Origin of the sequence: Calothrix anomala FACHB-343, assembly GCF_014696435.1 — a bacterium.
Lineage (GTDB): Bacteria > Cyanobacteriota > Cyanobacteriia > Cyanobacteriales > Nostocaceae > Aulosira > Aulosira anomala_A.
The window spans coordinates 66,029-91,533 of the sequence record NZ_JACJQG010000029.1 but is presented as its reverse complement, the minus strand read 5'-3'; the positions used below and the strand labels follow the sequence as shown (position 1 = coordinate 91,533).

The 25,505-nt window shown below is 39.1% G+C and carries 16 protein-coding genes and 1 tRNA gene; 5 read left to right on the top strand and 12 right to left on the bottom strand.

Annotated features, from left to right (window positions below; all coding sequences use genetic code 11):
- Nucleotides 1-113: 113 nt before the first annotated feature.
- Complete coding sequence (locus tag H6G08_RS17900; protein WP_190545327.1) at nucleotides 114-611, bottom strand: hypothetical protein; 498 nt, start codon at nucleotides 609-611, stop codon at nucleotides 114-116.
- 95 nt (nucleotides 612-706) lie between these two features.
- On the opposite strand from H6G08_RS17900, the gene H6G08_RS17895 reads away from it, so the two are divergent.
- The gene (locus H6G08_RS17895; RefSeq protein WP_190545325.1) at nucleotides 707-949 is read left to right on the top strand and encodes a hypothetical protein; all 243 of its coding nucleotides are present in this window, start codon (nucleotides 707-709) and stop codon (nucleotides 947-949) included.
- Here H6G08_RS17895 and gltX read toward each other — a convergent pair.
- The 6 genes from gltX to H6G08_RS17865 all read right to left on the bottom strand — a co-directional run bounded on the left by gltX (nucleotide 905) and on the right by H6G08_RS17865 (nucleotide 9,288).
- Nucleotides 905-2,350, bottom strand: a complete 1,446-nt coding sequence (gene gltX, locus H6G08_RS17890; protein WP_190545323.1) for a glutamate--tRNA ligase — start codon at nucleotides 2,348-2,350, stop codon at nucleotides 905-907. The two genes, H6G08_RS17895 and gltX, sit on opposite strands and share 45 nt — an antisense overlap.
- 146 nt (nucleotides 2,351-2,496) lie before the next feature.
- Nucleotides 2,497-2,570 (bottom strand) — tRNA-Asp (locus H6G08_RS17885).
- 190 nt (nucleotides 2,571-2,760) lie between these two features.
- A complete protein-coding gene (locus tag H6G08_RS17880) occupies nucleotides 2,761-4,302 on the bottom strand; it encodes a serine/threonine protein kinase (RefSeq protein WP_190545320.1) in 1,542 nt (513 codons plus the stop codon).
- A gap of 96 nt (nucleotides 4,303-4,398) precedes the next feature.
- The gene (locus H6G08_RS17875; protein ID WP_190545319.1) at nucleotides 4,399-6,009 is read right to left on the bottom strand and encodes a serine/threonine protein kinase; all 1,611 of its coding nucleotides are present in this window, start codon (nucleotides 6,007-6,009) and stop codon (nucleotides 4,399-4,401) included.
- A gap of 475 nt (nucleotides 6,010-6,484) precedes the next feature.
- Nucleotides 6,485-7,669 carry an esterase-like activity of phytase family protein gene (locus H6G08_RS17870; protein ID WP_190545317.1) on the bottom strand — a complete coding sequence of 395 codons (1,185 nt, stop codon included), beginning with the start codon at nucleotides 7,667-7,669 and terminating at the stop codon, nucleotides 6,485-6,487.
- 110 nt (nucleotides 7,670-7,779) lie between these two features.
- Entirely contained in the window at nucleotides 7,780-9,288 is a 1,509-nt protein-coding gene (locus H6G08_RS17865; RefSeq protein ID WP_190545315.1) for a TM0106 family RecB-like putative nuclease, read from the bottom strand.
- A gap of 222 nt (nucleotides 9,289-9,510) precedes the next feature.
- On the opposite strand from H6G08_RS17865, the gene H6G08_RS17860 reads away from it, so the two are divergent.
- The gene (locus H6G08_RS17860) at nucleotides 9,511-10,701 is read left to right on the top strand and encodes an aminotransferase class V-fold PLP-dependent enzyme (RefSeq protein WP_190545313.1); all 1,191 of its coding nucleotides are present in this window, start codon (nucleotides 9,511-9,513) and stop codon (nucleotides 10,699-10,701) included.
- A gap of 89 nt (nucleotides 10,702-10,790) precedes the next feature.
- Here H6G08_RS17860 and H6G08_RS17855 read toward each other — a convergent pair whose 3' ends face one another.
- The 3 genes from H6G08_RS17855 to H6G08_RS17845 form a co-directional block, all read right to left on the bottom strand.
- A complete protein-coding gene (locus tag H6G08_RS17855) occupies nucleotides 10,791-11,210 on the bottom strand; it encodes a hypothetical protein (RefSeq protein WP_190545311.1) in 420 nt (139 codons plus the stop codon).
- A gap of 938 nt (nucleotides 11,211-12,148) precedes the next feature.
- On the bottom strand, nucleotides 12,149-13,303 hold the full coding sequence (locus tag H6G08_RS17850) for a glycosyltransferase family 4 protein (protein ID WP_242046183.1): 1,155 nt from the start codon (nucleotides 13,301-13,303) through the stop codon (nucleotides 12,149-12,151).
- 77 nt (nucleotides 13,304-13,380) lie between these two features.
- Nucleotides 13,381-14,502 carry a glycosyltransferase family 4 protein gene (locus H6G08_RS17845; protein ID WP_190545339.1) on the bottom strand — a complete coding sequence of 374 codons (1,122 nt, stop codon included), beginning with the start codon at nucleotides 14,500-14,502 and terminating at the stop codon, nucleotides 13,381-13,383.
- 890 nt (nucleotides 14,503-15,392) lie between these two features.
- Here H6G08_RS17845 and H6G08_RS17840 point away from each other — a divergent pair.
- From H6G08_RS17840 to H6G08_RS17830, 3 genes are all read left to right on the top strand, one after another.
- Entirely contained in the window at nucleotides 15,393-17,600 is a 2,208-nt protein-coding gene (locus H6G08_RS17840) for an NHL repeat-containing protein (protein ID WP_190545309.1), read from the top strand.
- A 728-nt stretch (nucleotides 17,601-18,328) separates the two neighbouring features.
- Nucleotides 18,329-19,105: a PIG-L deacetylase family protein gene (locus tag H6G08_RS17835; RefSeq protein ID WP_190545307.1), complete on the top strand. Its 777-nt coding sequence runs from the start codon at nucleotides 18,329-18,331 to the stop codon at nucleotides 19,103-19,105.
- 319 nt (nucleotides 19,106-19,424) lie between these two features.
- Nucleotides 19,425-20,534 carry a glycosyltransferase family 4 protein gene (locus H6G08_RS17830; protein WP_190545305.1) on the top strand — a complete coding sequence of 370 codons (1,110 nt, stop codon included), beginning with the start codon at nucleotides 19,425-19,427 and terminating at the stop codon, nucleotides 20,532-20,534.
- Between the two features lie 443 nt (nucleotides 20,535-20,977).
- On the opposite strand, the gene H6G08_RS17825 is transcribed toward H6G08_RS17830, so the two are convergent.
- Together H6G08_RS17825 and H6G08_RS17820 are read right to left on the bottom strand one after the other, a co-directional pair.
- Entirely contained in the window at nucleotides 20,978-22,429 is a 1,452-nt protein-coding gene (locus H6G08_RS17825; protein ID WP_190545303.1) for a GH39 family glycosyl hydrolase, read from the bottom strand.
- 444 nt (nucleotides 22,430-22,873) lie between these two features.
- Nucleotides 22,874-25,501 carry a CHAT domain-containing protein gene (locus H6G08_RS17820; protein ID WP_190545301.1) on the bottom strand — a complete coding sequence of 876 codons (2,628 nt, stop codon included), beginning with the start codon at nucleotides 25,499-25,501 and terminating at the stop codon, nucleotides 22,874-22,876.
- Between the last annotated feature and the right edge of the window lie 4 nt (nucleotides 25,502-25,505).

Genomic DNA, 25,505 nt, shown 5'->3' with positions numbered 1-25,505 from the left:
ACCCACCACCAAATGAAGCAATTCAAAATTCAAAATTCAAAATTCAAAATTAAAGACAGCTACCCTTTGTGGGTGGGGTTTCAACTTTTGCGAATTTTGATAAAACCTAGCCCCTACTTCACTTCTGTAATTTGCAGCGTGTAAGGCAAATACTTATCTTGGACATAGGAACCCACCCAAATTTGATAAATTCCGGGGAGCCATTCACCCGCGATACCAGGATTTTGACCATCTGACAACTCGTCATTGCACCAGATACCACCAGGCCCTTTGACGATAATTGTCGTATCTTCAGGACTTTGCACTTGCACCTTTAAGTAGTCGAATTTACTAGTTAACTCTAATTTATGGTCTGGAGCTTCATCGACAAATCCCGTACAGGGGCCAGTGGGAGTGGCCGGACGCTTTGATACTTGATTTCCGGGAATGGAGCCGCCACTCATCCCCCGAACTGTCAAGGGATCTGGGGAAAAATTTTTGCCGATGCTAACATCTCCAAATATTGGTGGTGTTGGTTGCGTATCCGCTCTGGTGTAAGTTGTTGATGTAACGAAGAATGCAAGTATCAAAAATGGTAAGCTTATCCCTTTATTGAAGGCTATTTTCGGCATTTTAATTACATGGTTATCTAAGTGTAGATAAAGACATTAATTTTACACCAAATGTTCCCAAACAATAGAATAATTAACTAGGTTGTTATTGGGCATTGGTCAACAGTCAACGGTCAACAGTCAACAGTCAACAGTCAACAGTCAACAGTCAACAGTCAACGGTCAACGGTCAACAGTTATCAATTGTTCTGGTTGCTTTAATTATTAATAGAGGCGCACATAGGTACGCCTCTAAAAATCTAAAATTTTTCTTAAGACTGATGGTTTGTCGCTGTATCAGATGCGATCGCTATTTAACTACCAGCAGTTATGGCTTGATTCAAACGCGAGCGATCTAAACCAATTTGGTTGAGTAGTAACCAAGATTGAATCAAATCGGGGCCGTGAACATCTCCAGTTAAGCCGGCGCGGAGCGATCGCATTACTAATCCTTTCTTGACATTTTGCGCTTTGACTACTTGCTTGATAATCTCCTGGGCGCTGGCTTCGTCTAATTTCTCTTGATTGTCTAAAGCTGTCAAAATGCTTTGCAGCGCCGCTGCAGAACCTTCTTGCTGCAATTGTTTCACGGCTTCTTCGCTAAACTCTACGGTATCGCTAAAAAACAGTTGGCTTTGCTCTACCGCATCTTTGAGGCGAGTTAAGCTAGGGCCGATTAAAGCTACTAGCTTTTCTAACCAAGCTCTTTCTCTGCCACCTTCAAATTTAAAACCAGCTTCTTCCCAATAAGGTATGAGTAAATCTGTCAGCTTGTCTACTGGAGTATGGTGGATGTACTGACTGTTTAACCAATCTAACTTCGCCCAGTCAAACTTTGCACCGGCTTTATTTACACGCTCAAAGCCGAAGTCTTTCGCTGCTGATTCTAAGGTAAATATTTCCTGAGTCGAGTCTAATGGTGACCAACCCAACAAAGTCATGTAATTAACTAAACCTTCGGAAGTAAAGCCTAATTTTTTAAAGTCAGAAATCGAGGTTACGCCATCTCGCTTCGACAGCTTGCGACCTTCCATGTTTAAAATTAGCGGTGAATGGGCAAATTCGGGGATTTTTGCTCCCAAGGCTTCGTAAAGCAGAATTTGCTTGGCTGTATTGGCGATATGGTCTTCACCCCGGATGACATGGGTGATTTGCATATCGATGTCATCAACTACAACCACAAAGTTATACAACGGTTGACCAACTCCGGCTTCGGAAGCGCGAGCAATGACCATATCACCGCCCAAATCGCTACCGCGCCAAGACATTTTGCCTCTAACTAGGTCATTCCAGACAATTTCTCGCTCATCTTCAATTTTGAAGCGAATAACAAAGCTACGTCCTTCTGCTTTAAAAGCCGCTTCTTGTTCTGGGGTAAGATTGCGGTGACGATTATCATAGCGCGGTGCTTCCCCCTTAGCTTTTTGCGCTTCCCGTAAAGCTTCTAATTCTTCCGAGGTGGTATAACAGCGATAAGCTAACCCTTGTGCTAACAGCTTTTCTACTGCTTGTTTATAGAGATCCAGGCGTTGAGATTGAAAAAATGGCCCCTCATCCCAGTTCAAACCCAACCAGCGCAAACCCTCCAGAATATTCTCTGTATATTCAGGACGCGATCGCTCTAGGTCTGTGTCTTCAATCCGCAAAATAAACTTCCCGCCGTGGTGACGAGCAAATAACCAGTTAAATACAGCCGTTCTTGCTGTACCAATATGTAAATTTCCCGTGGGACTGGGAGCAATCCGAACTCTAACTGTCACAGTTCTTTCTCTCTTTCTCAAAGCACGATCACTATAACAAGCGCTGAGTTTTAGGCGATCGCTAATGAGATAGAATTTACAAATAAATTTCTTTCACCAGCGTCTACTTAAGACTCAGCACTTGTACTTATCTATATCTAATTTAACGGGACTGACGGGGCTCGAACCCGCAACTTCCGCCGTGACAGGGCGGTGCTCTAACCAATTGAACTACAGTCCCTCAATCGGCAACTTTGTTATTATGTACCGTTTCTTTTGGGTTGTCAACTACCTGGAAGAAAAAAATTTGGGCATGGGGCATTGGGCATGGGGCATTGGGCATTGGGCATGGGGCATGGGGCATTGGGCATTAGTCCCCCTTGTCCTCCTTGTCTCCCTTGTCCCCCCTTGTCCCCCTTCGCCATATTTCTTCACAAAGCACGAGATGCCACAACCGGGGGCTTTGCGCCTAAACGCTGCTGAATCTGGGATTGCATTTGCTTATACTGCTGTTTTAAGATGTTTTTGCTCAATTGGGCTTGATCGCAATGTGGTAAGCTTTGACTCTGTTTTACCCAAGTTTTCAAAAGTTGGCGCTTGCTGGGATCGATGTAACTGCTGATGACGCTGATACAGGAATGGGGTGGTTCGAGAGTAAATAAGGTTAAGGGGTAGCGTTCACTTTCTGCTAAGGCTGTGACTAGGCGTTGATTTTGTGGGTTTTGCATATCTAAGTAGCAAGGTAGCCACTTAGGTACAAGCAAGCGATTGTACAGAACTGTCAGCCACAGTAACATCGGGTGCGGCGATGCGATAAACAAAAATTCGTTGTGACGAATGGAAAGGGCACGTTTTTTGATTTCTTGGGTGGATAACATCAGCCAAAGCGATGCTACAGAGCCTTGTTCGGTGTCGATAACCTGGGGAAAGACAATTTCTTGAATCGGTTTTTTCTCAGGCCAGGTGAGTTTGTAACAGGCTTGTTCTATCGTTGGCGGTAACTCCGAGTTTTTGGGTAGTTCTGGCGGGAGATTAGTCTCTACTTGCTTGCAGCTAATATTTAATGGTAAGGCGAAATAATGAGCGCGATTGATATTTTCTAATACTCGCAGCACTTCAGATATATTTTGCGGGCGATTGCTGGCTTTTTTTGCTAAACAAGCCATAATTAAATCATTTAACGCCCTTGGTAATTGTAAATCGGGTTTGATTTGCGCGATCGCTCTGGGCTGTTCAAAGTGATGTGCTTTGTACCAAGCACCAAAATGATCTGTTTCTGGCTGCCAAGGTTTTTCGCCTGTCAGCATTTCAAACATCACCACCCCTAAACTATAAATATCAGAGCGGCTATCTAATTCTTCTCCTTCTAATTGTTCTGGCGAACAATAAGGTAATGTGCCGTGAAATTTTCTATTTGTGCTGTTAGTTGCAGTATGATTTAAAAATTTCGCAATTCCAAAATCGAGAATTTTGACTAATTGACCTAATATAGGGTCGGGAATAACTAATATATTGTTTGGCTTGATATCTCTATGTACTAAGGGATAAATTTTGCCATCAATGTTTATTCCTTGATGGGCGCATTGTAAGCCTAAACAAATTTGTCGCATCAAGGTCATAAACATGGGTAAATCCATCGGCATGAATTCCTTCAAGCATTTACCCGGTAAATATTCCATGACGTAATAAGGATTTCCGGTTTCACTTACGCCATAATCGTATGCTCTCACTATATGTATGCTTTTTTGACTCAAAGCTGCACTCATCAATGCTTCTCTAGCAAAATCTTGTTGCATCTTTGGTTCACAAACAGTATGAGCGAGAAATTTAATTGCTACTGGGGTTCCTCCGAGCAAAACATCATTAGCTAAAAAAACATTGCCCATGCCTCCATTACCAATTGATTCGCGCAGTTGATAACGATTGGCTAGCAATTTTGTAGCCTTTGGAGATGCAAATGAGCTTTTATTCACCTTTACAACCTCTAATTATTCCTGGTTTGATTATTCCCAGGAAATAGCTAATTTATATCTCTACTTAATCATTCGCAACTTAATCTACTTTCAACCTTATTCTGCACCAAAAAAGAAATAATATAGTTTGAGTAGAGAAGTTTTTAAACTTACTCCTTTATTCTCTATATTTGCCACTAATTTGCGAATGATGCTAGCTTTTAATCTTTCATGCTCTGCTTTTAATATGATTTTGGCTTGCTTGGTAGAAATAAATTCTTGATAATTGTGTTTGTTGGCTACCCAATCTGTTAAATATTGGCGCTGGTTAGCATTAAGAGTTAAGGTAATTACATGTTTACAATTAGTCGGGTCTTCGATAGAAAAAAATAGTAAATGATAGTAGCCTATTTCTGCTAGACTTTGCGCTATTTTTTGCCCGCGTCCATCATTCATATCTAAAAAGCAAGATAGCCACTTGGTTTGCGACTTTTGGGCATTGTGTAAGACGGTTACCCATAATATCATGGGATATATATTCATTTTTGCAATCAATTCAGTGCCGTAATTTTTATCTAAAAATTTGGCGATTTCTTGCTTAGGTAACATCGCCCAAAATGTGGGTATAGTTCCTTGTAGTGTATGTAATAAATAAGGAAATCCAATAGGAGCAATTGGTCTATTTTTAGGCCAAGTTTTCTGTAAACACTCTTTTTCTGTTAAGGAAGTGACAGGTACTATTTGGACTGGAGAAGATGGTAATTTCTCATCTATCTTATTATTTACTGACTGCTCAAGTTCTAGTTTAATGTGTTCTAAATCAACTAAAATTTCTTTAATACTTTGTGGGCGATCGCCTACTTCTTTGGCTAAACAACGCATCACCAATTTTTGCCATTTCGCGGGAATTGTTAATTGCGGATTTACCTCTTCTAATGACGGTGGAGTTTCAAAATGATGCGCTTGATACCAAGTACCAAATGAGTTACTAGTGGTTTGAAATGGATGTTTTCCTGCCAGCATTTCAAACATTAATATGCCTAAACTATAGATATCAGACCGGACATCTAATAGTTTGCGCCCTTCCATATGTTCTGGAGAGCAGTAAGGTAAACTACCAATAAAGGAATCTGTGAGAGTCATCCCACTGCGTTCTGTTAAAAATTTAGCAATACCAAAATCCAGAATTTTAACTACATTATCTTTTTTTATTTCTTCTAATAAAAAAATATTTTCTGGTTTAATATCTCGATGAATAACAGGATAGTTTTCGCCTTTAAGAATAATACCTTGATGAGCGCAGTATAAGCCAGAACAAATTTGCTGGCAAATGTCTAATATTTTGCTTAAAGATAATGTTTGATTTTTGAGAATACGTTTGAGGTTTTTACCTTGGAGATATTCCATAACATAATAGGGAATATTTTCTTCGGTAGCACCATAGCTAAATACGCGAACTATATTTCTACTTTTACGTCCTAATTGTGCGCCAATAAAAATTTCTCTAGCAAAGCGTTGGGATATTTGCTGACTTCCTAAGCTGAGTGATAGGATTTTGACTGCAACCGCCATTCCACCTTTAGCAACATCTTCAGCTAAGTAAACCCTACCCATCCCTCCTTTGCCAATTAAATCTCTGATTAAATAGCGGTTATTGAGAAATTTACCAATATAAATATCTAATTCAGTTTTATTGTTGGCTAGACTCGGAATCGGATTCTGCACCATATATTTATTTTAAAAATTAGATAGTTATTAACATAACTCTCTTGTAAACTTTATTTTATCTATAAAAAACATCCCTGATTTTAGAGAATTGATCATGTCGAGTAAAATTTACTCCAATACTTGGTGAGTTTTTAATAAAATTACAAAAAAATCTATGTAACAGTTCTTAATCATGGTGTAACATATTTATTTTAAAAAACGTATGAGAGATTCCACTGAATCCACAAGTCAGATCGGTGGTTTTACCCCTCATTCTCAGTATATATACGTAAAATAGATATTATTATCCTTTTTCAGCCATTTCACTTAAATTACTCCTAAATTAATCATTTTACGCAACAGAATTAAGTTTTGCGTTCAAAAGCTGTTATATACATTAATACATGAATTAATTCGCATAATTAATAACTTCATAGCCCTCAATTTTATTGAGGACTACAGTACTGATTACAAAGTTATCACCAGCAGCTAAAATTTAGCGGTTGAAATTGGGAATCAGACGGCGGAAGATGCGCATCCAGGGTGATTCGATTTTCAGCTTAAAGGCGAGGATTTGGGTACGTTGTAAAGAATTAAAATTGTTGTCACTAATTAAGATTAATGAGCGTTGACCATCAGGTAATTTAGGCCCTAGAGTTAAGCCTTCGATATTGTCGAGCAATACGTCTAAACCTCGCAAGTCTAACAACAGTTTTTTTCGTACAGGTTTGACTTGTTGAGAATTAATTTTTAAGAGGCTATCGATCTGCTGAATATCATCAGCACCATCTAGGGAAACCTGAAATAATAAAATAGCAAATCCTAAGCCTGTAAATGACCTTTCTAAGCTGAGGAAATTTCCGCTATCGTCAAGGGCAACTATATCGGGTAACCCGCTAGCAAACTTACCAGTAAAATTCAAAAAGGATGATATTGGTTCTGTTTGATAAAGGTATTCTTTTTCTGGCTGCTGGGTTTGTAAATTATACTGTATAATCCGGCAAGAAGTAGCAATATTCGGTTGAGCTTCTACACCATCTTGAATCAGAGCATTTTCGGTGGCTGTAAATAGTTTCGCTTCGTTAGGCGTAACGGTTAAGCTTTCAAAAGCTAAATTATCGCGGATACCAGACTGACCATTTTTAGCAGGTAAAAACTTGTTTGGTATGGGTAGTGTTGAGATTACTTTACCAGTAGATAAAGAAAATTCTTTAATAAAAGGATTAACGAGTTCCTTAGCATCACCTTCTGAAGAAATAAAGACAGTATTTTTGCTCGTGTAAGCAATTCCTTCCGTATCGCTGGTAGCTCTAGCAAAGGTGTTACCATTTTCATTCAAGAGTGTTGTGACGGCAATAGGGACAACACCATTATTTTTAAGTGAACCTGTACTCAGGTCTATTTTCAGAGTATAGAAACGAGCGGGAGCTTTTTCACTCCTATCATCAGAAATTACATAAAAAAGGTCTTTTTTAGCATCATAGGTGATTCCTGACAAACCACCAACCGGGGTTTTTTGGAAGTTCAATCCTTTGGGAAGAGTGGCTTGTCCGATAAACTGGATCTGAGTAATATTGACCGATGCCGATGCTAAATTGCTCCAGCAAAGACTGATAATAATGATGGGGATAATAAAATAAATAATTCTTCGCCAATTTAAAATTTTCTTGATGGGCTGCATGGATAGCGATCGCTAAAATTAACCTGTCAAAGTCCAACAACACAATATCATGGCAGAAGGAACAACTGACTATTGACTGTTGACCATTGACCATTGACTCTTGACTTTTATTAAGCAGGTCGTAAATAATACTCTTCTTGGAAGAATTGCACCAGCCAGTCTTTGACGTTGCGAGTTGCGCGGCAGTCATCTTCGTTGTAGCGTTGAATTGTTTCTAATAAAGTGCGATCGCCTGTTTCTAACCAGGAATCGTACCAGTAAATACACTTAGCACCACTGGCTTCTTTATCGCGCCATTCAAAGCCTAACCACCGCGCAATAGCTTTTAAAGCATAGCTTTCTATGGGTAAGGCGACGCTTTGGGTTAATTGTTCATAAACATCCACAAAGCGGTTAAGTACGGGACGTACTTTAGAATTGGGTGTTTGGTAAAGTTTTCCCAGGCGCTGCACTGTATCAAATTCGTAGGCGCAAAAATGATAAATTGGGGCTTCGGGATATTGCCAAACTAAATCTAAAAATTGTCGCCACACTATTTCTTCGTCTTCTGGTTTTTCTGCCAGCAGAGAATAAAACTGTTCTGTATTAGTTTGTCTGTTGACTACTAAAACACCTAAAAGATAATTTAAATTTAAATCAGGCTGCGCTTCAATATCAAAATAAATTTCGATAGGCGCTGTATAAGTAATAGTTTCTAGCGGTAAGGGGTAAGGTAAAATAAACGGACGATTTTGCAGTACGGCTTGCGCTTGTACTACTAATTTGTTGGCTACTTCACGGTCAAAACCAGTAAGATTTTCTAGAATGCTGGGATTGGTATTAGCTAGAGATTCTAATGTCGTTAACTCTAGTTCTTGTAATTGCTTGTAGCGAACTGGCGTGACTCCGGGTAAAAGAGACAGATGTTTTTGCGATTGCGCGATCGCATAACATTGACTATACCAGTGACAAAGATTGCATTTTTGCCGAGAAATAAATACTTCTGCACCATCGGCTGACTCTAAAGCTGCAATCAACTCTGCCAATATCAGCTGCATTTGTGGCGTCCATTTCAGTAAATCTACTGGATAAGTATTTTCCCTGGTACGCAATTGTAATAAACCTATTGGCGGCGCAGTTTCTTGGAATTTTGCCAAGATTTGAGCATGAAATGCAATTCCTACTTGATATTCCTGCTTGGGACGTTTACCCATCTCCAAATTTGCAGGTAAATAGATCCAATCGCCAAAACGAGATTGTCCAGGATGTTTGACTAGTAAATCTGGACAACTGAGCAGGGTATATTTTTGATAATCTGGGGAAGCAGAGAAATTTTCATTTTCTGTATTTACCCATTCGTCGTAACTAACTAGCAATATTCCCCGATGAATGTACTCAACCCCACGCTGCATCAATTCTAGAGTTGCGGCTTGCCCAGCTTCCCAGTCTCTTCTGGGATAATCTGGCTGATGATAAGACAAATTCGCCAAAATACTTTTTTGATAAGCAATTTTGTCTTGTTGCAGTTTTAGCAGCAACTCATTGGGACTGTCGCGCTGGGTTCTATCACCGCGACTATCTAAAAAAGGTCGGCGCTGACAGCGTTGATATTGCAGTAACAGATCGGCATTTATTAGCATTCCTTTAAGCTAACAAGAATTAGCATTTTCTGGGACATAAAGTTTAAGAGTCAACAGTCAGTAGGGGCGGGTTTATGGGAGATATTCATGAATCAGTGAGGATATCTGTGAACCCGCCCGTACAACAGTCCATAGTCCAAAGTTTCTTGACAAATGACTAATGACAAATGACCAATGACAAATGACTATCCACTATTTTTGCCAGTTTAATCCAAAACGAGTATGACTAATTTTCCTGCCTTACACAAGAGTTTGCATAGCTATCGAGAAGGATTTCCAGCTTTAGCGAATAAGGCATATTTTAATTATGGCGGCCAAGGGCCGATGCATCAAAGTGTAATGGATGCAATTATGGAAGCTCAAACGCAAATCCAACAACTCGGCCCTTTTGGTAATGAAGTTGGGCGCTGGATTGGCTTAACTGTGAAAGCGACAAAAGAAGCGATCGCATCTGAGTTAAATGTACCAGCAAATACCATGACTCTCACAGAAAATGTCACCGTTGGCTGCAATATTGCAATGTGGGGTATTGAGTGGCGTTCTGGTGACCATATTCTCCTTTCTGATTGCGAACATCAAGGAATTATCGCTATTTCTCAAGAAATTAGTCGCAGATTCGGCGTAGAAGTTACCACTTGTCCTTTGATGGATACTTTAAATATAGGCGATCCGGTAGATGCGATCGCTCAACATTTACGCCCCAATACTCGCTTGGTAGTTTTAAGTCATATTCTCTGGAATACAGGCCAAGTTTTACCTTTAGAGAAAATTGCCGAAGTCTGTAGAAATAATAATTCTCTACTATTAGTAGACGCAGCTCAGTCTGTTGGGGCTATACCTTTAAACTTAACTGAATTAGGCGTAGATTTCTATGCGTTCACAGGTCACAAATGGTTATGTGGCCCTGCTGGTATTGGCGGTTTATATGTGCGTCCAGAAGCGAAAGCTAGTTTAAAACCTACTTTTATAGGTTGGCGCAGTGTTATTTTAAACGATCGCGGTCAGCCGATAGATTGGAATCCCGACGGTAGCCTATATGAAGTCGCGACATCAGATTATCCATTGTACGTTGGTTTAAAAGAGGCGATCGCTATTCATCAGCAATGGGGAACCGCAGAAGAACGCCATCAACAAATTTGTCGCCACAGTGAATATCTATGGCGACAATTAACAGCTTTACCTAATGTCAAATGTTTGCGGACATCTCCCCCCCAAAGCGGTTTAGTTTCGTTTCAACTAGAAAAACAAACACCCCAAACTACTTTAAAATTAGTCCAATTTTTAGAATCAGAAAGATTATTCATCCGTCAAATTCGCGATCCCGATTGCGTCCGCGCTTGCGTGCATTACTTTACTTTAGAATCAGAAATCGATCAATTGGTTGCAGCAGTACAAAAATTTGAATTGTCTTAGGGAATAGGAGACAAAGAGACGAGGTCAATTCACAAATTCACAAATGACAAATGACAAATGACAAATGACCATTGACTCTTGACTCTTGACTATTGACCATTCACAAAATCAAACTGTACTTGCGTTCCGTCATTTCCATTAAAAGACTGAACAGGAACAAAGATAAGCGAACTATTTGGGGCTGAGAGTGCTTCTGTTAAGCGTGAATCTTGAGCAGTTATGTTATTTGTCTGATTTTCAGTATATGTAACTGCTGGATTTTTTTGCTCAAAAAAGCTTTGATAGTCCTGCTGCGAATCGCGATTATTTATTCCCGTCAGCGAATCACCAGTGATTTTATATTCTTGAGTATCTTGGTTTGCTATCCCTGATGACTGTGCTTGAACCGGGCTTACTAAGCTTGCAAAAGCTGTCATAATTGCTAGCAAAGCAACAATTCTAGCGTTCATAAGTTTTATCCCAATTCTTTGAATAGTTTTTGTTGTTATTGCCCAAGGATTTTTTTTCATGAACCTTATTATAGGTTCATCTTTACAATTAATTGTAATTAACTATACTTAAGCCGTCAACCAATCCTCATTTTTCTTATAAGTAGGTTGGCGTAACGAAAATACTGGCAAGGGCTGTCATTTGTCATTTATCATTGGTAAGGGGTTTAAGTCTATTTACGTTTCGTAATATAGGCTGGTTTATTTATATTTACTTACTTTTGGTTGGCTTTTCAATAACACCGCAGTAGAGTGATGAGGCTGATAGAATTGGCAGAATACAGGCAAAAAAAGGATTATTTGTCTTGCTGATTGTGCCTTAATTGCAGAGATTTTGAAGAAATATTGCAAATTATATAAACTTGAAACATTGTTGCCATAAATATTATTAATTGAATTAATAATTTAGCCTAGATTTCAGAGATTGTTGAGAGTTTTACTTTGGATATTCATCTACCAAAAGTATGAATCTAGGCATGATGATTGAGAGCGATCGCATATTTTTGCAGAAGATTGTATTCAATATTTCAATGATACAAAATCCCAGAGTAAACTTCTATCTATGAGTGGATTTGCTCTGGAGAAATAAGACGATTAAAATGCTGATAGCGAAATATTGTTGAGTGCGATCGCATAAATAACACATCTAACAATTCTATTTGATATGTAAACAAAAGGGACAATGAGAGAAGTCTGAGCGGAGGTTTCCTCCGCTCATAACTTCGGAGGGACAAGGGGAACAAGGAAGATAGGTATTTAAAAAAGAATGCTCCCGTAGGGGCATTGGCACTGCCATGCCCTCTATAATATTAATGTGTCGCCAACATTATTCAAATTGGTATAAGTAAGTCGGTGTAAATAAACCAAACTATATTACGAAACGTAAATAGGCTTGCAACCCTTACCAATGACTAATGAAAACCTTAACCAGCTATCTTCAACAACACCGCCCTACTTAATTATCTAAACTTAGATAATAAAATCTCTGCAATTTGTTGATTAATATTTGTCACATCAAATCGCTGACTCGCCATTTTTCTCGCATTATGAGCCATAGTTGTACTGTTGTGTCTTTGTTTTAAACAAGCAGTAATTACTTGCGCTAATTCTTGAGAATCTTCTGGTTGAAATAAGTAACCATTGATCCCAGATTTGATTAATTCCATTGCGCCTCCAGCTTTACTTGCAACCACAGGCGTACCAGACAACATAGCTTCAACAATTACTCTACCAAATGGTTCTGCAAAAGTGGAGGTATGAGCAACTAAGTCACAAGCTGCCATTAACTGAGGAATATCAGACCGGAAGCCTAAAAATTTGACGCGATTTTCTAGCCCTAATTCAGTAATTTGTTGATGCAATTGTTGCACGTAAGCTTGTTCGCCAAATAAAGCTTCACCAACTAAAAGTACTGTTACTTGTTGGGGACATTGAACCAGGGCATCAATTAATATATGTTGTCCTTTCCAAGGTGAAAGGCGACTAAAATGTCCAACAACAAATTTACCGACTAATCCTAATTCTTGCTGTAATTGTCTGATATCAAATTCGCTCGTTTGATAAATTTTGGGGTCAAAGCCGTTATAAATAACTGTGGTTAATTCCTTGCGTCCGCCTGCTTCTATAAAAGCCGATTGACTAGCTTGAGAATTAGCAATTACTAACGATGCAAAACGATTAGCTAAGTTAACAGCAATCCGGCGGTTACTGAGACTAAAGTGTTCTTTGGAGAGGATATCGTGCAAATGATATACCAAAGGACGACGAGCAAAAAAACTTGCGATCGCGCCAATGACTAAAGCTTTTTGAGTATTCGCATAAATTAAATCATAGTTTTTGGCTCTGTTAATTACCTTAATGATTAAGGGAATTATTTGTTGTAAACTTTTTAATGCTTGAAAAAAACTACTACCTTTTTTAACTTGAATCGATCTATCAGTTAAAACTTCTACAGGAATGTGATTTTCCTGTAATAAAGTTTTAAATGGCCCATCTGCAAATAAGCCAACCAGACAGCGATCGCGATAGGGTTTAGCAATATCTATTAAACATAGTTCTGCACCCCCAGGTTTACCACTTTGGTCTAAAAACAGGATTTTTAACATATTGGTCATTAGTCATTTGTTATTTGTCATTTGTCATTTATCTCCCTTGTCCTCCTTGTCCTCCTTGTCTCCCTTATCCCCCTTCCCTAGTCCCTAGCTCCTAACAAAACTTCCCGCACTTCTTGGGCTATTTTCTGCCAGTTAAACTTTGTAGCGGCGTATTGATGACAAGCTTCTCTAGAAGGAATTAATATGCTTCCTAATAGGACTTGTTCTAATTTTTCGGCAATAGCGGAAACTTCTGTAGAAGTAGTAATTAAATCTGGTGATAAGGGTTCTACAATTTCTGGCATTCCGCCTACTGGTGTACAAACAACAGGAGTACCACAAGCAAGAGATTCGATAATTGCTAATCCAAACCCTTCAAAAGATTGACTGGGCATAATTGTTAAATCAGCTGCTTGATATGCTAAAGGTAAATCTTCGTCAGGGAGAAAACCTAAAAATTTTACGTTGTCTTCTAAACCTAATTCTTGAGCCTGTTTTTCTAGTGCGGCTTGAATATGTCCTCTTCCAGCTATCGCTAACCAAACATCAGGAATTGTAGGTTTAATTATTGCTATTGCTTGCAATAATTTATCTAAGCCAACTCGATGGACTAGACGCCGGGATGTAAATAATATTTGGCGATTATCAGGCCAGCCTAATTTATTTCTGGCTTCTTGGGGTGAGAGATTGGCTTGAAATCTATTCAGATCAACTCCACCGGGAATAATGTGAATTTTATCCCAAGGAATGTGATATTGTTGATGTAAAATTTTACCAAATGCTTTGCTGAGAACAATAAAGCGATCGCAGCGATTATAGGTGCTTTTTTCAATCAGCCAGCGCTTGAGTAAAACACTCACGATTTTATTATCTGCTTCTTCCAAACTTTCCGAGGCCCAAGGGCCATGAAAGTTAAAGGTAATTGGTACTCCTTTAGGTAAAATATCCAAAATCGGAAAGCTATACAAGGCAAAATGCAGGTTAATTGCATCTGGCTTTTGGCTTCTGGTTTTCTGAAAATTCTGACGAATTGACCATAATCTTTGCCAAATTACGCTATCTGGTTCGGCTAAATTAGTGAGCTTAATGGGAGTATTGATTTGTGTATTTGGTAACCCTACTCCACATAATTCTACTTTGTCTTTATTAGCTGCTAATTGATGTGTTAAATCATAAATATAGCGTTCTAATCCTCCAGGTGTATGCGGAAACCAGCCCATTCCCAAAGTGAGTATTGATGCTGGTGCGATATTGTCTTTGCTAGGTTCCACCTATTGAACTCCTGCGATCTATGGTAATTGCTTGCGGTAGTTTCTGCCCCCAATTCAAGCATTTTTGGTATTCAATAATCAATTTACGTTGCTACTAATTTTATTCCGCACTTCATTACATTATCAGTACTTTTAGGAGTCCTATATAAGAAAAGTGTTATGATAAATTTACCCAGAATTCTCTGTTTTAAACTATCTATATTTAAACGTCAACTAGTAAAATTTGACCTGTATTTTTAGTGACTTCATGACACGGGCAATGATTAATATGATACTTTTTTCATAAATAATTACTGACCTATTTGAATTTTATTTCTAAACATTAGGCGTAGAATGTCAGATTTATCAGACAAAATTCTGTATTCAGATTTACTAGATTTGAAGATATAAAAGTGATGATTAATACAGAGTCAAAAAAATAGCGATCGCTTTCGCAGATAACTTAAAAAAACTGTGTGTTTTCTATAAAGTTTTCGTAAACTAGTGATTCTTCATGTCAGGGCTTTGTTATCTATGTATATATCTTGTTAAATGCAAGATTGCTGATAATGATTAAAAAATTTATTTCTTAGGGCTGGACAATCTTTAGTAAGCAAGCGCAAAATAAATCTACCGCTCTACAATAGCTCGGCTTACATCGCTAACTGTCAAACAGATCAAGGTTGTGACAATTAATTTTGATGTTATTAATCAGCTAATACTTATTCGTAGTTGCTATGTATTAAATAATGCATGGCGATAACTTGCTAATTCATATTAAATAATATTCTCTGAAGCAAGAAAAATAACCATCTTTGCCTCAGATATATTAATTTGGAGATTAGAGGAACTTGAGGTTAATGCAGAAACTCAGCAGAATCTACCATAAATTTGACCAATATATCAAAAAAAACTGGCGATGGCGAAATTTTCAGCAGCGAAAATTTGTCACATTTTTAGTTTGTCTAATTTGTGGAATCATCATTGCTTCTGTTAGTATTAGCACACGTTGGTCTGTGAGTGGAATGCCAACAACTACCTATAAAACATCTTGGATAGGTAATAGTTTTGGCGGTGGTAAAGATTGGGTACAAAACAACATTGAAGGCATGTATGTAACTGCCAATGGCACAATATATACCAATAGTGTATGGGATGAAGCAGGTAGAGAAGCTGGTATTTATAAAGATGGTAAGACTATTGGGATGGCTGATGATACTCACGGTTGGAGTCGTACCGGAGGTAAAGCTGTCACAGTAGATAGTAAATATCTTTACCTAGCAATACATCAAGGAGACATTGGTAAAACCGAGAAAGATTATCCGCCAGAAAAAACTCATTGGTACTGTGTGAGACGCTACGACTTATCGGGAAAACCTGCACCTTTTTCTGGTGGTCGTGGTTGGGATAAAAGTATGTTAATTGTTAGTACTAAGGGTGAAGTTACTGGATTAGCAACTATCAATAAAGAATTATATGTGAGTGATTCGGCTGCTAATCGCATTCGTGTTTATAGTACGGAAACGATGCAGGAATTACGTAGCTTTAGCGTTGCGAATCCAGGTGCGATCGCTCTCGATTCTCAAAGTAATTTGTGGATTATTCAAGGGAAAAAAGCTAGTAATCCGGCGAAGATTGTCCATTATTCCCGCACAGGGAAACAATTACCGCAAGAGATAACGCAACTTATCGAACCAACTGCGATCGCGATCGATCCCCAAGGGAGGCTGTTAGTTGCAGAAAATGGCCCTCGTCAACAAGTATTGATTTACAACGTTAAATCTCAACCTGTACAAGTAGGGACTTTTGGGACGAAAGGCGGTATTTATGCAGGTAACCCCGGAGAAGTGCAAGATTTAAAACTTTACGGAATTACAGGGTTAGGTACAGATGCCGCAGGAAACATTTATATTAACAATAATGGTTTTAATCGTTCAGGAACAGATTTAAGAAAGTTTTCACCATTAGGAAAACTGCTTTGGCAATTATTAGGATTGATATTTGTCGATAATGCTGATACCGATCCCCAAAGTGACGGTGTGGATGTATTTACCAAACAAGAACACTTTGTGATGGATTACAACCAGCCACCGGGGAAAAAATGGACATTCAAAAATTACACTCTCAATCCGTTTAAATATCCTCAAGATCCGCGATTGCATACATCTCCAGATGCTAGCTTTTTTCGCCGTATTCAAGGTAAGCCTTTTTTGTACCTCTCAGATATGTATGCTAGCTTTCTGCAAATTTATCGGTTTGATGGCGGTAGTAATAGCAAAATTGCAATTCCCTCAGGAATGTTTGTGAATACTAATGCTGAAGGTAAACCATCAATAGCTGGTAAATGGCCACCATATCAACCAAAAAAAGGCGAGTGGATATGGCGCGATCGCAACGGTAATGGTAAGTTCGATGAGGATGAATACGACAAGAGCGAAGATTATCCCTACTTAGGCGGTTGGTGGGTTGATAAAAAAGGTGATGTCTGGAAAACCCTACGCACTCACGATGGTATTGGTATTCGCCACTATCCCTTACAAGGACTAGATGCTCATGGTAACCCCATCTACAGCTATAGTTCCATGAAAAAACAAAAGACTCCCAGCATGTTTACCGACTTGCGACGCATCGAGTATCTTCCAGATACAGACACCATGTACTTATCTGGGTTTACTGTAAATCATCCAGCCACAGGTGATGATACTGGCGTTGTCGGATCGGAAATCATCCGGTTTGATAATTGGAGTCAAGAAAATCCCACACCTCGTTGGCGGATTGTTGTTCCTCACGACATCACAGGTAAGCGTGAAGTCTCCACCGCAGCCATGAGTGTCGCCGGAGACTATGTATTTGCAGTTACATTTAAAACGGCAGAAGTACATGTTTACAACGCCGCTACAGGAGTGCAAGTACAACAATTCAAACCAGGCCCAGAAGTTGCTGGTGAAAGCGGTTGGATTGATATACCCTATGGTATCCGCGCTTTTCGTCGCCGCAATGGTGAGTATTTAGTATTTGTAGAAGAGAATTGGAAAGGTAAAGTGATTATGTATCGATTACAAAGTTAATTCTCTCAACATTGAAATACTGCAATTTTAGCTCCCCGACTTTTTAAAGAAGTCGGGGAGCTGATTACCCCGATTTATAAAATGCATCTCTAATTATTAGATTTCATTGAATTACAAATCCCCATCTAAGCTGCGTAGGTTGGGTTGAGGAACGAAACCCAACATTTCCAGGGGTTTTTTGGGTTTCACTTCGTTCAACCCAACCTACAATTATCCTTAACTGAACCTGATAATAAATAGAATACTGGTAATAAATAAAAGTTCTGGCAAGGAATTACAGCGAATTGCAAGTTGGTGAGGTACAGATAATCGTTGATTGTAGGGGCATTGGCACTGCAATGCCCCGAAGCGCGTACCTCATTTACATGAAATATGCTGTAAGTCTTAGTATGAAATTAATTATTTTTGTATTCTTAATATACTTACTTTTTTATAAAAAAGCTTTCTTTGTATTCAAAATACAGTTGAAAAGCAATTTATAACAATCATTTATTTTTATTATTGAATTTACCAAAACTTTATTATTGACTTGTTATTAATTAAAGATTTTTACACAAAACACAAATATATTTGGTGACAATATTTGCTGATTAAATTATGATGTCATAACAGCAGTATCAATATTGGATAAAAGAGAATATCTAGAAATTGTTGAAGCTGGAGTCAGTATTAACTGTGTATGGTAACTAAATATCTCAGTGGTTGGAGCCTGATTAAAGTGAGTAATTATGAATTTAAAAATGTATTTACAGCGAATCCAAAAATTCATTCCACATAGCTGGCTGGAGTATTTGCAATATTTACACTCTAGACTACTATTTCAATGGATTATCCAGAATGGAAGTCAACCTCTGAAATTCAGCCAAAAATCAGCAATGGTGTTTTCTCCTCACCAAGATGATGAAACCTTTGGCTGTGGAGGTACGATCGCTTGGAAACGAGAGCATGATATCCCTGTCATCGTCACTTTTATTACTAACGGACAGGGTAGCAGTAATTCAGAAGATGGGCAAAATCAAATTGTCCAAATTCGCAAGCAAGAAGCTGTAAATGCCTTAGAAATTCTGGGAGTTAAACCATCGGAAATTTACTTTTTAGAAAAACCTGATGGGAGATTACCAGATTTAGATAATGAAGAAAGACAGCAAACAGTTAAACAAATAATTGAACTTTTAAAGCGTTATCAGCCTGAAGAAGTATATGTACCTCATCGTAAAGATTGCCATCGAGATCATGAAGCCACATATCAATTGGTAAAAGACGCGATCGCCCAAGCAGAAATTACAGTAGAACTCCTACAATACCCCATTTGGTTATTCTGGAGAGCGCCGCTATTTATTCTACTTAAATTGCAAGATATAGCCGCAGCCTACTATGTTTCGATTGCCTCAGTTCAAGACAAAAAAAATCGCGCAATTTCTGCTTATTATTCGCAAATTTCCAGCCTACCGCCTGGTTTTATTCAGCGATTTTTAGGCTCCCATGAAATATTTTTTAAATCTTAGAGACGCGATGAATCGCGTCTGTACAATTATCATTTGTCAGGCTTCAAGTTTATTTATGGTTAGGATATAGAGAAATCTGACATGAAGGGTTGTTGACGGTTAACAGTCAACAGTCAACACCGATATTTTTCACAACTGAAATAGGGTTGCTAGATTACTTAGTAATCAAGATTCAATGACAATACAGCCTACCCTGTACAACTGGGTAGGACAATTGAATTAATCTCAGTACAGAGGACTATCGAGTTCTTAATATCTGAGCTACTTTGCAGTGCTGAATCATCAATTTTCTATAAAAATTTCTGTGGAGACAATTTAAATGCGTATACTACATATCACCAATCACGTACAAAAAATTGGCAATGGAATTGTAAATGTAGCAGTAGATTTAGCTTGTTTGCAGGCACACAATGGCCATTCTGTAGCTGTAGCATCAGCCGGGGGAGAATACGAAGCGTTATTTGCAGAAAATGGCATACAACATTTTCATCTCGATCAGTCGAGAACACCATTAAATATGCTCAAAGCTGCTTGGCGTTATCGCGAAATTATCCAAGAATTTCAGCCAGATATTGTCCATGCACACATGATGACAGGGGTTGTGCTAGCCGGAGTTCTGAGAAATAGTGGTGACTATAGTTTAGTTTCTACCGTACACAATGAGTTTCAGCGCAGTGCTGTATTGATGGGATTAGCCGATCGCGTAATTGCTGTAAGTAATGCTGTTGCCGATTCAATGGTAAAACGTGGTATACCCCAGAGTAAATTACGAGTAGTTGCCAACGGGACATTACATAGTCCGCGTCATTGCAATATTAAAGATTATGAACCAATGCCTTTATGTCGTCCAGCTATTACAACTGTAGCAGGAATGTACGCTCGTAAAGGCATTGTGGAGTTAATAGAAGCCTTTGTGAAAATTGCTCCCGACTTTCCCCAAGCACATTTATATTTAGTGGGGGATGGCCCCGATCGCGCTATGTTTGAGGAGATAGTGCAAAGTACAGCTTTTAGTGAGCGTATTCATTTTGAAGGCTTTCAACCAGATCCCCAACGCTATATGCTTGCTAGCGATATCTTTGTTCTGGCTTCCCATTGCGAATCCTTTGGATTAGTACTGACAGAGGCGAGAGAAGCAGGTTGTGCAATTGTGGCTAGCGATGTCGATGGAATTCCCGAAACTTTGGATCAAGGACAAGCCGGACTTTTAGTACCGCCAAAAGATAGTCAAACTTTAGCCAAGGCTTTAGGACATTTACTCAGCGATTCGCAACAATTACAAAAGTTGCAATCTCAAGCTAAACAAAATGTAGAACGGTTTAGTGTCAAGCGGGTGAATGAGGAAACGTTAAATATTTATGCGGAATTAATCAAGAACTATAGTATGTTTAATGTCTTTAGAACTGAGGAATTTGCAGTTAGTAAATAAATTGGCTAATTAACATTTGTCTCTACTAATTACATTAGGGACTTCCAAATAAAAAACATCCCAATCATTAATTTACCAAGCCCGCAACCTCGTAGGGGCGGGGTGACCCATTGGTGTCAACTTAACGCGAAACCCTTATCCTAACTGGCTCCCATGCTCTGCGTGGGAGCAATGATCTGTGGGCTGCCGCCTCAATTTATTCAGAAGACGAGGCGGAGCCTCGCAATACGCATTTCCAGCCGGAGGCTGGAAACGAGATATAGAAAAGTTTTTAGCTTAAGTTGACACGTATGGGGGTGACCCCGCCCCTACAATTTGGGATAATTTATTTTTTGGAGTTCCCTAAATTGAGGCGGCAGCCCACAGATCATCGCTCCCACGCAGAGCGTGGGAGCTAGATGGAATCAGGGTTGCGCGTTAAGTTGACACCCCTACCAGGGTAATTAATTAGGCTTGACTGTGAGGAACAAAATACTATTAGGTTCAACCGTAAAAGCCTGTCCGCGAATTATTGAGGATGGCAAAGTTGAACTAGCTACGGAACTGCTACCATTTTGGTTGACTTTGTACAGTTGGATTTTTTGCCCAGAGGCTCCAGGTAACGCCCAACTTTGGGGTGCAATCATCTTTAAACGTGCGGAAACATTCACACTGGATCTGTTGACTAACATCAAGGATAAGGACTTTTGACCGTCAGATTCGCCCAATACTGCTAAAGGTACTAAAGCAGAACTATTGGTACTTGTTGACTCTAGAACTTTACCGTAAAAGCCTTGATTTAAATACTCAAACACCCAGGATGCGGGGCGTCTGGGGAAAGAGGGAGAAGCACCAAGTTTACCATACCAGCCATCAGCCTCATTCCAAGCAGTCGCTCCGGTTGCGCCTGCATAGAGAATAGAACGTGCTGCTAGCGCATCAAATATGGCACTTACATGGTTAGTCATGCGCTGATCTGGCGGAGACCAACTGATGTTGTACTCGTTATGGAAATATTCAATCGGTTTGGCTGTAAATTTCTTGACGCTGTTGCGCATGTAGTTTGTCGCCGCACCTACAGTCTTTTGTGCAGAGTTCCAAATATCGGTGGTGTTATTGGTCTTAGAACCGGTGGAATAGGTATGATAGGAAATAAAGTCTAATTCGGGGAATGCTGTTGAGACAAAAGCCTCAATTCTCGCCGGGGTATAAGATTGGGCGAAGGCTGGCCCGCCGATTTTGATTGTGGGATCGACTTTGCGCATTTCTCGCGCCGCGATCGCAAATATCTTTCCTACCTCTGCCATATTATTGCGGTAGTAGGGTTTAGAATCTAGCTCGTTGGTGACCTCCCAATATTTAATCTTTTTTTGCAGCTGGATATTTAAGATTCTGACTAACTCTGCACAGAACTGTCCGTATCGCTTGTATTCAGACGGTTTCAGCGCCCCACTACTATCGGTTAAGTAAGCGGGAAAGTTGACAAGGTTCATCATAATTGCGGGGCTGTGCGGATAGGCTCCATTCATCGCCGCAGTTATTTTTTCTACATCCCAAGAAAAGTTTGCTGAGTTTGGATTCTTTACCCAGCCACGCTTATCTGTGGTCGAGTCTTTCATTTGCCCTGCGTAATGGTATCTGATTAAACCAGGACGCATGGCATTTACACCATTACGATAGTTGGTATTACCGCCTACGTTAGCTATTCCGGGGATATTTCCCTGATAAGAGTTGAGTCCGAAGTGCAAAGGGGTGGACACTAAAGGCTTTGAGGTAATTGGATTAGTTAGCTGTTGACTCCAATTTACAGAGATACCAACCTCTTCACTGAGAGCTGGTTGGCTAAATATAATCAACAGAAAACTGCCGAGACACAAAGGTAGGAAACGACGAAAAAATGAAAAATTCAGGAACATACAAAACAAATCCCTATAGAACAGCAGAAGTGACGAGACAAAATTTACATTTTGCTTGATATTTTGCGATCGCCAGCCTATTCAAGGGGGAAGAATAAAACTCAGCCCCCAAGATTGATTAGATACCCCTGAATTTATTGATGATGAAAAATCAAACCTATTTGCAGCTAGACAAAGCTAGCTAGGAAGTTTCAATTCGTAATTGCACGTGAAATTGAATAACTTAAGTTGTTTAGGACATGCCTAAAATCGTTGGTATCAGGTAGCCTGCACAATATTAAGTTTTATTTTAGGTATACCAACCTGAAAACTTCATGCTTTCTTCACATAAGTTTATCATCTTTTATACTTCCTTTATCAAGTACAAGTACTCAGAAAGTCAAGATTAACACTGGATATTTTAGCTACAATCTTGACTCAGCAAGGTTTTCAGCCTGAGTTCGCTTATAACCAATTACCGACAAGCACAAACGCCGCCCAAAAATAGGGATGCTGGTATAAAGGATCGGCCATGATTTTCAGTTGCGCTTGTCGTAATGCTTCAGCTTTAGTGAGGTTCGGGTTATTCAATTGCTGATAAAATTCTTTCATTAAGTTGGCGGTGGATTCGTCATTTACCGACCATAAACTAGCGATGGTACTTTTAGCTCCAGAACGCAAAGCAAACCCAGCTAAACCTAAGGTAGCGCGATTATCACCGGCTGCGGTCTGACAAGCACTCATAACTAATAATTCGATTGGTTGCTGAAGTCCTAACCTTCGGGATTGAAATAAGCGATCGAAATCTAAAATAGAAATGCGATCGCTCCATGTCAGCAAAAAGGTATCCTTGGGATCGGAACTAAATTGACCGTGAGTCGCGAGGTGAACTATGGGGAATGGTTGCGCATCGAGGTACTTTTTCAAGCTATCGCGAGTAAATTCTTGATTGAGTAAGACTTTGGCATTAATTTTCGTCCTTACTTCCTGAATTTCTTCTGTCACAGCAGGTAAAGAACTAAATCCTTGGCGTGCTTCGGTTAATCCTGCAGCTAACACGCCTAATTTTTGTCGTTTTAGTCCTTGGGGAAATAACTGTAATCCCGGACTCAGGGCTACATTATATTTTTCTACTACATATTGTTTACCATCGTGCAGCGCTGGCATGGGGATGTTGCGCAATAAACCATCTAGGACAAAGACTAAGGTTGTGACTTTACTGTTGTTGAGTTTTTCCTCTGCCGGTGCGATTAACCATTTATAAATTCGTTGTGAGAGGCGAAAACTTTCTTCCCGAATATAACCACGGGACATATAAGAATAAAGGCGTTTGAGGTTAGCTTCTATTTGCGCTTTGGGGATTGTGGTGCTGTAGTGATGCAGGGGTTGATTGGGGAGAGAAAGGATAACTTCTAAGCGATCGCTTAAAATAATGGGGTAAATCACGGCAGCTTGGACATCGATTTGATCGATAACTACAGGATAGGTATCGACACAAGCATCTTTAAAATAATTATCTAATTCTGCTAATTGTAGAGCTTCGATTACCTGACGCGCTTGTTTGAGGTTTTTTTGATTGTCTCCTGGTTGTAATAACAAACTCACATAATCTCGATAGATTGGTTCAATACTTTCTTTAAAGTCAAACTGGACATCGGGATTAATCGCAATTAAATCGCTGCGCAGAGATTGTAAGTTATTAAAGGCGATTTCATAAGCTGCGATCGCACTTTCTATATCTCCTTGTTCTTTAGCAATTCTCCCTGATTGTGCCGCAGTCCGCGCCACTAAATCAGATGCATTCATTGCTTGCGCTAATATTTGTGCTTGTTTAGTTAGTTTTATCGCCTCTGTTAACTGACCGTTTTGTTGGTAAAGTTTACCTAGTTGTTGCAGAGAATAAACCTGGGATCTGGGGTCTTTAATTTCCTGAGCTTGTTGGCTAGTTTTTGCTAACAATTGGGCGATTTTAGCAGAATTTTTCTTTGAGTCTGTCTGCTTAATCTGTTTTTGCATGAGACTTTCTGCAAAGTTTATTTGAGCATAAATAGCCGGACGACTAGGAGAAAGTAAGGCGAGGTTAGTTTCAATTGCTGGAATTAGCGCTGGTGTCGCTTCCCATTTTTGTAATTTAACTAACAAGCTTAATTGATTTAATTGAGCTTCTAATTTAATTTGTGGTTCTGGAGATAAATTAATTGCTGCTTGATAGTTGCTCAAAGCCACATCATAATTATTTAAATCTTTGGCAACATTACCTAAACTTAAAATAACTGCACTGACATCAGCAGGAGAGTTCAATTTTTGACTAATTACGAAACTTTTCTCTAGTACTGTTTGAGATTGCTGAAAGTCGCCTGTAGTTTGTAGCGCTATCCCTAAACTTCTCAATCCTTGGGCTTTTAGCAAGCTATCTGGTTGATTTTGAAGTTCTGTTACCAGTCCTTCTAACAAGGTTTTTGACCGTCGATATTGTCCTAAGATTTGCAAACCTTGGGCTTGATTAATTTGACTGATGAGTTTACCTATTTTATCTCCCGCACGCTCGTAAATTACTGCGGCTTGCTTCCAGGTATCTATAGCAGTTTCTGTTTCACCTTGGATTATTTGCAGGGAACCTTGGGTATTTAATGCTTGAGCTAACAGTAAACTAGTTTGGGTATCTCTTGTTTTAATTTGCTTGATTAAATTAATACTTTTGTTAATTATTTTGTCGCCTTGGGGGATATTGCCTAATTTTTGATATGTTAATGCTAGGTAATTTAGTACTTGAATTTGCTTAACTATTTCTTGCCTATCTTGGTAAAAATTAAGGGCATTTTCCCATGTTTTAGCTGCTGCTTGATATTGTCCATTTTGATAGTAATTCTTACCCTCTGCCAATAGATCGGAATTATTAGATAGTTGTTGACTTAGGGTTAATGAATTTGGCAATGTAGAAGAATTAGCAACAGCATAAATATTTTTATTGATGAATAATATAGTCAAGATTAAGCTAACTAAAAAAATATACGCTCTCTGCCGAATCTTCCTTGTTGAAGAAAATTTTAAAAATAAGATTTTGGCTATTTTGAGAATTGTTTGATTATTCATTTTA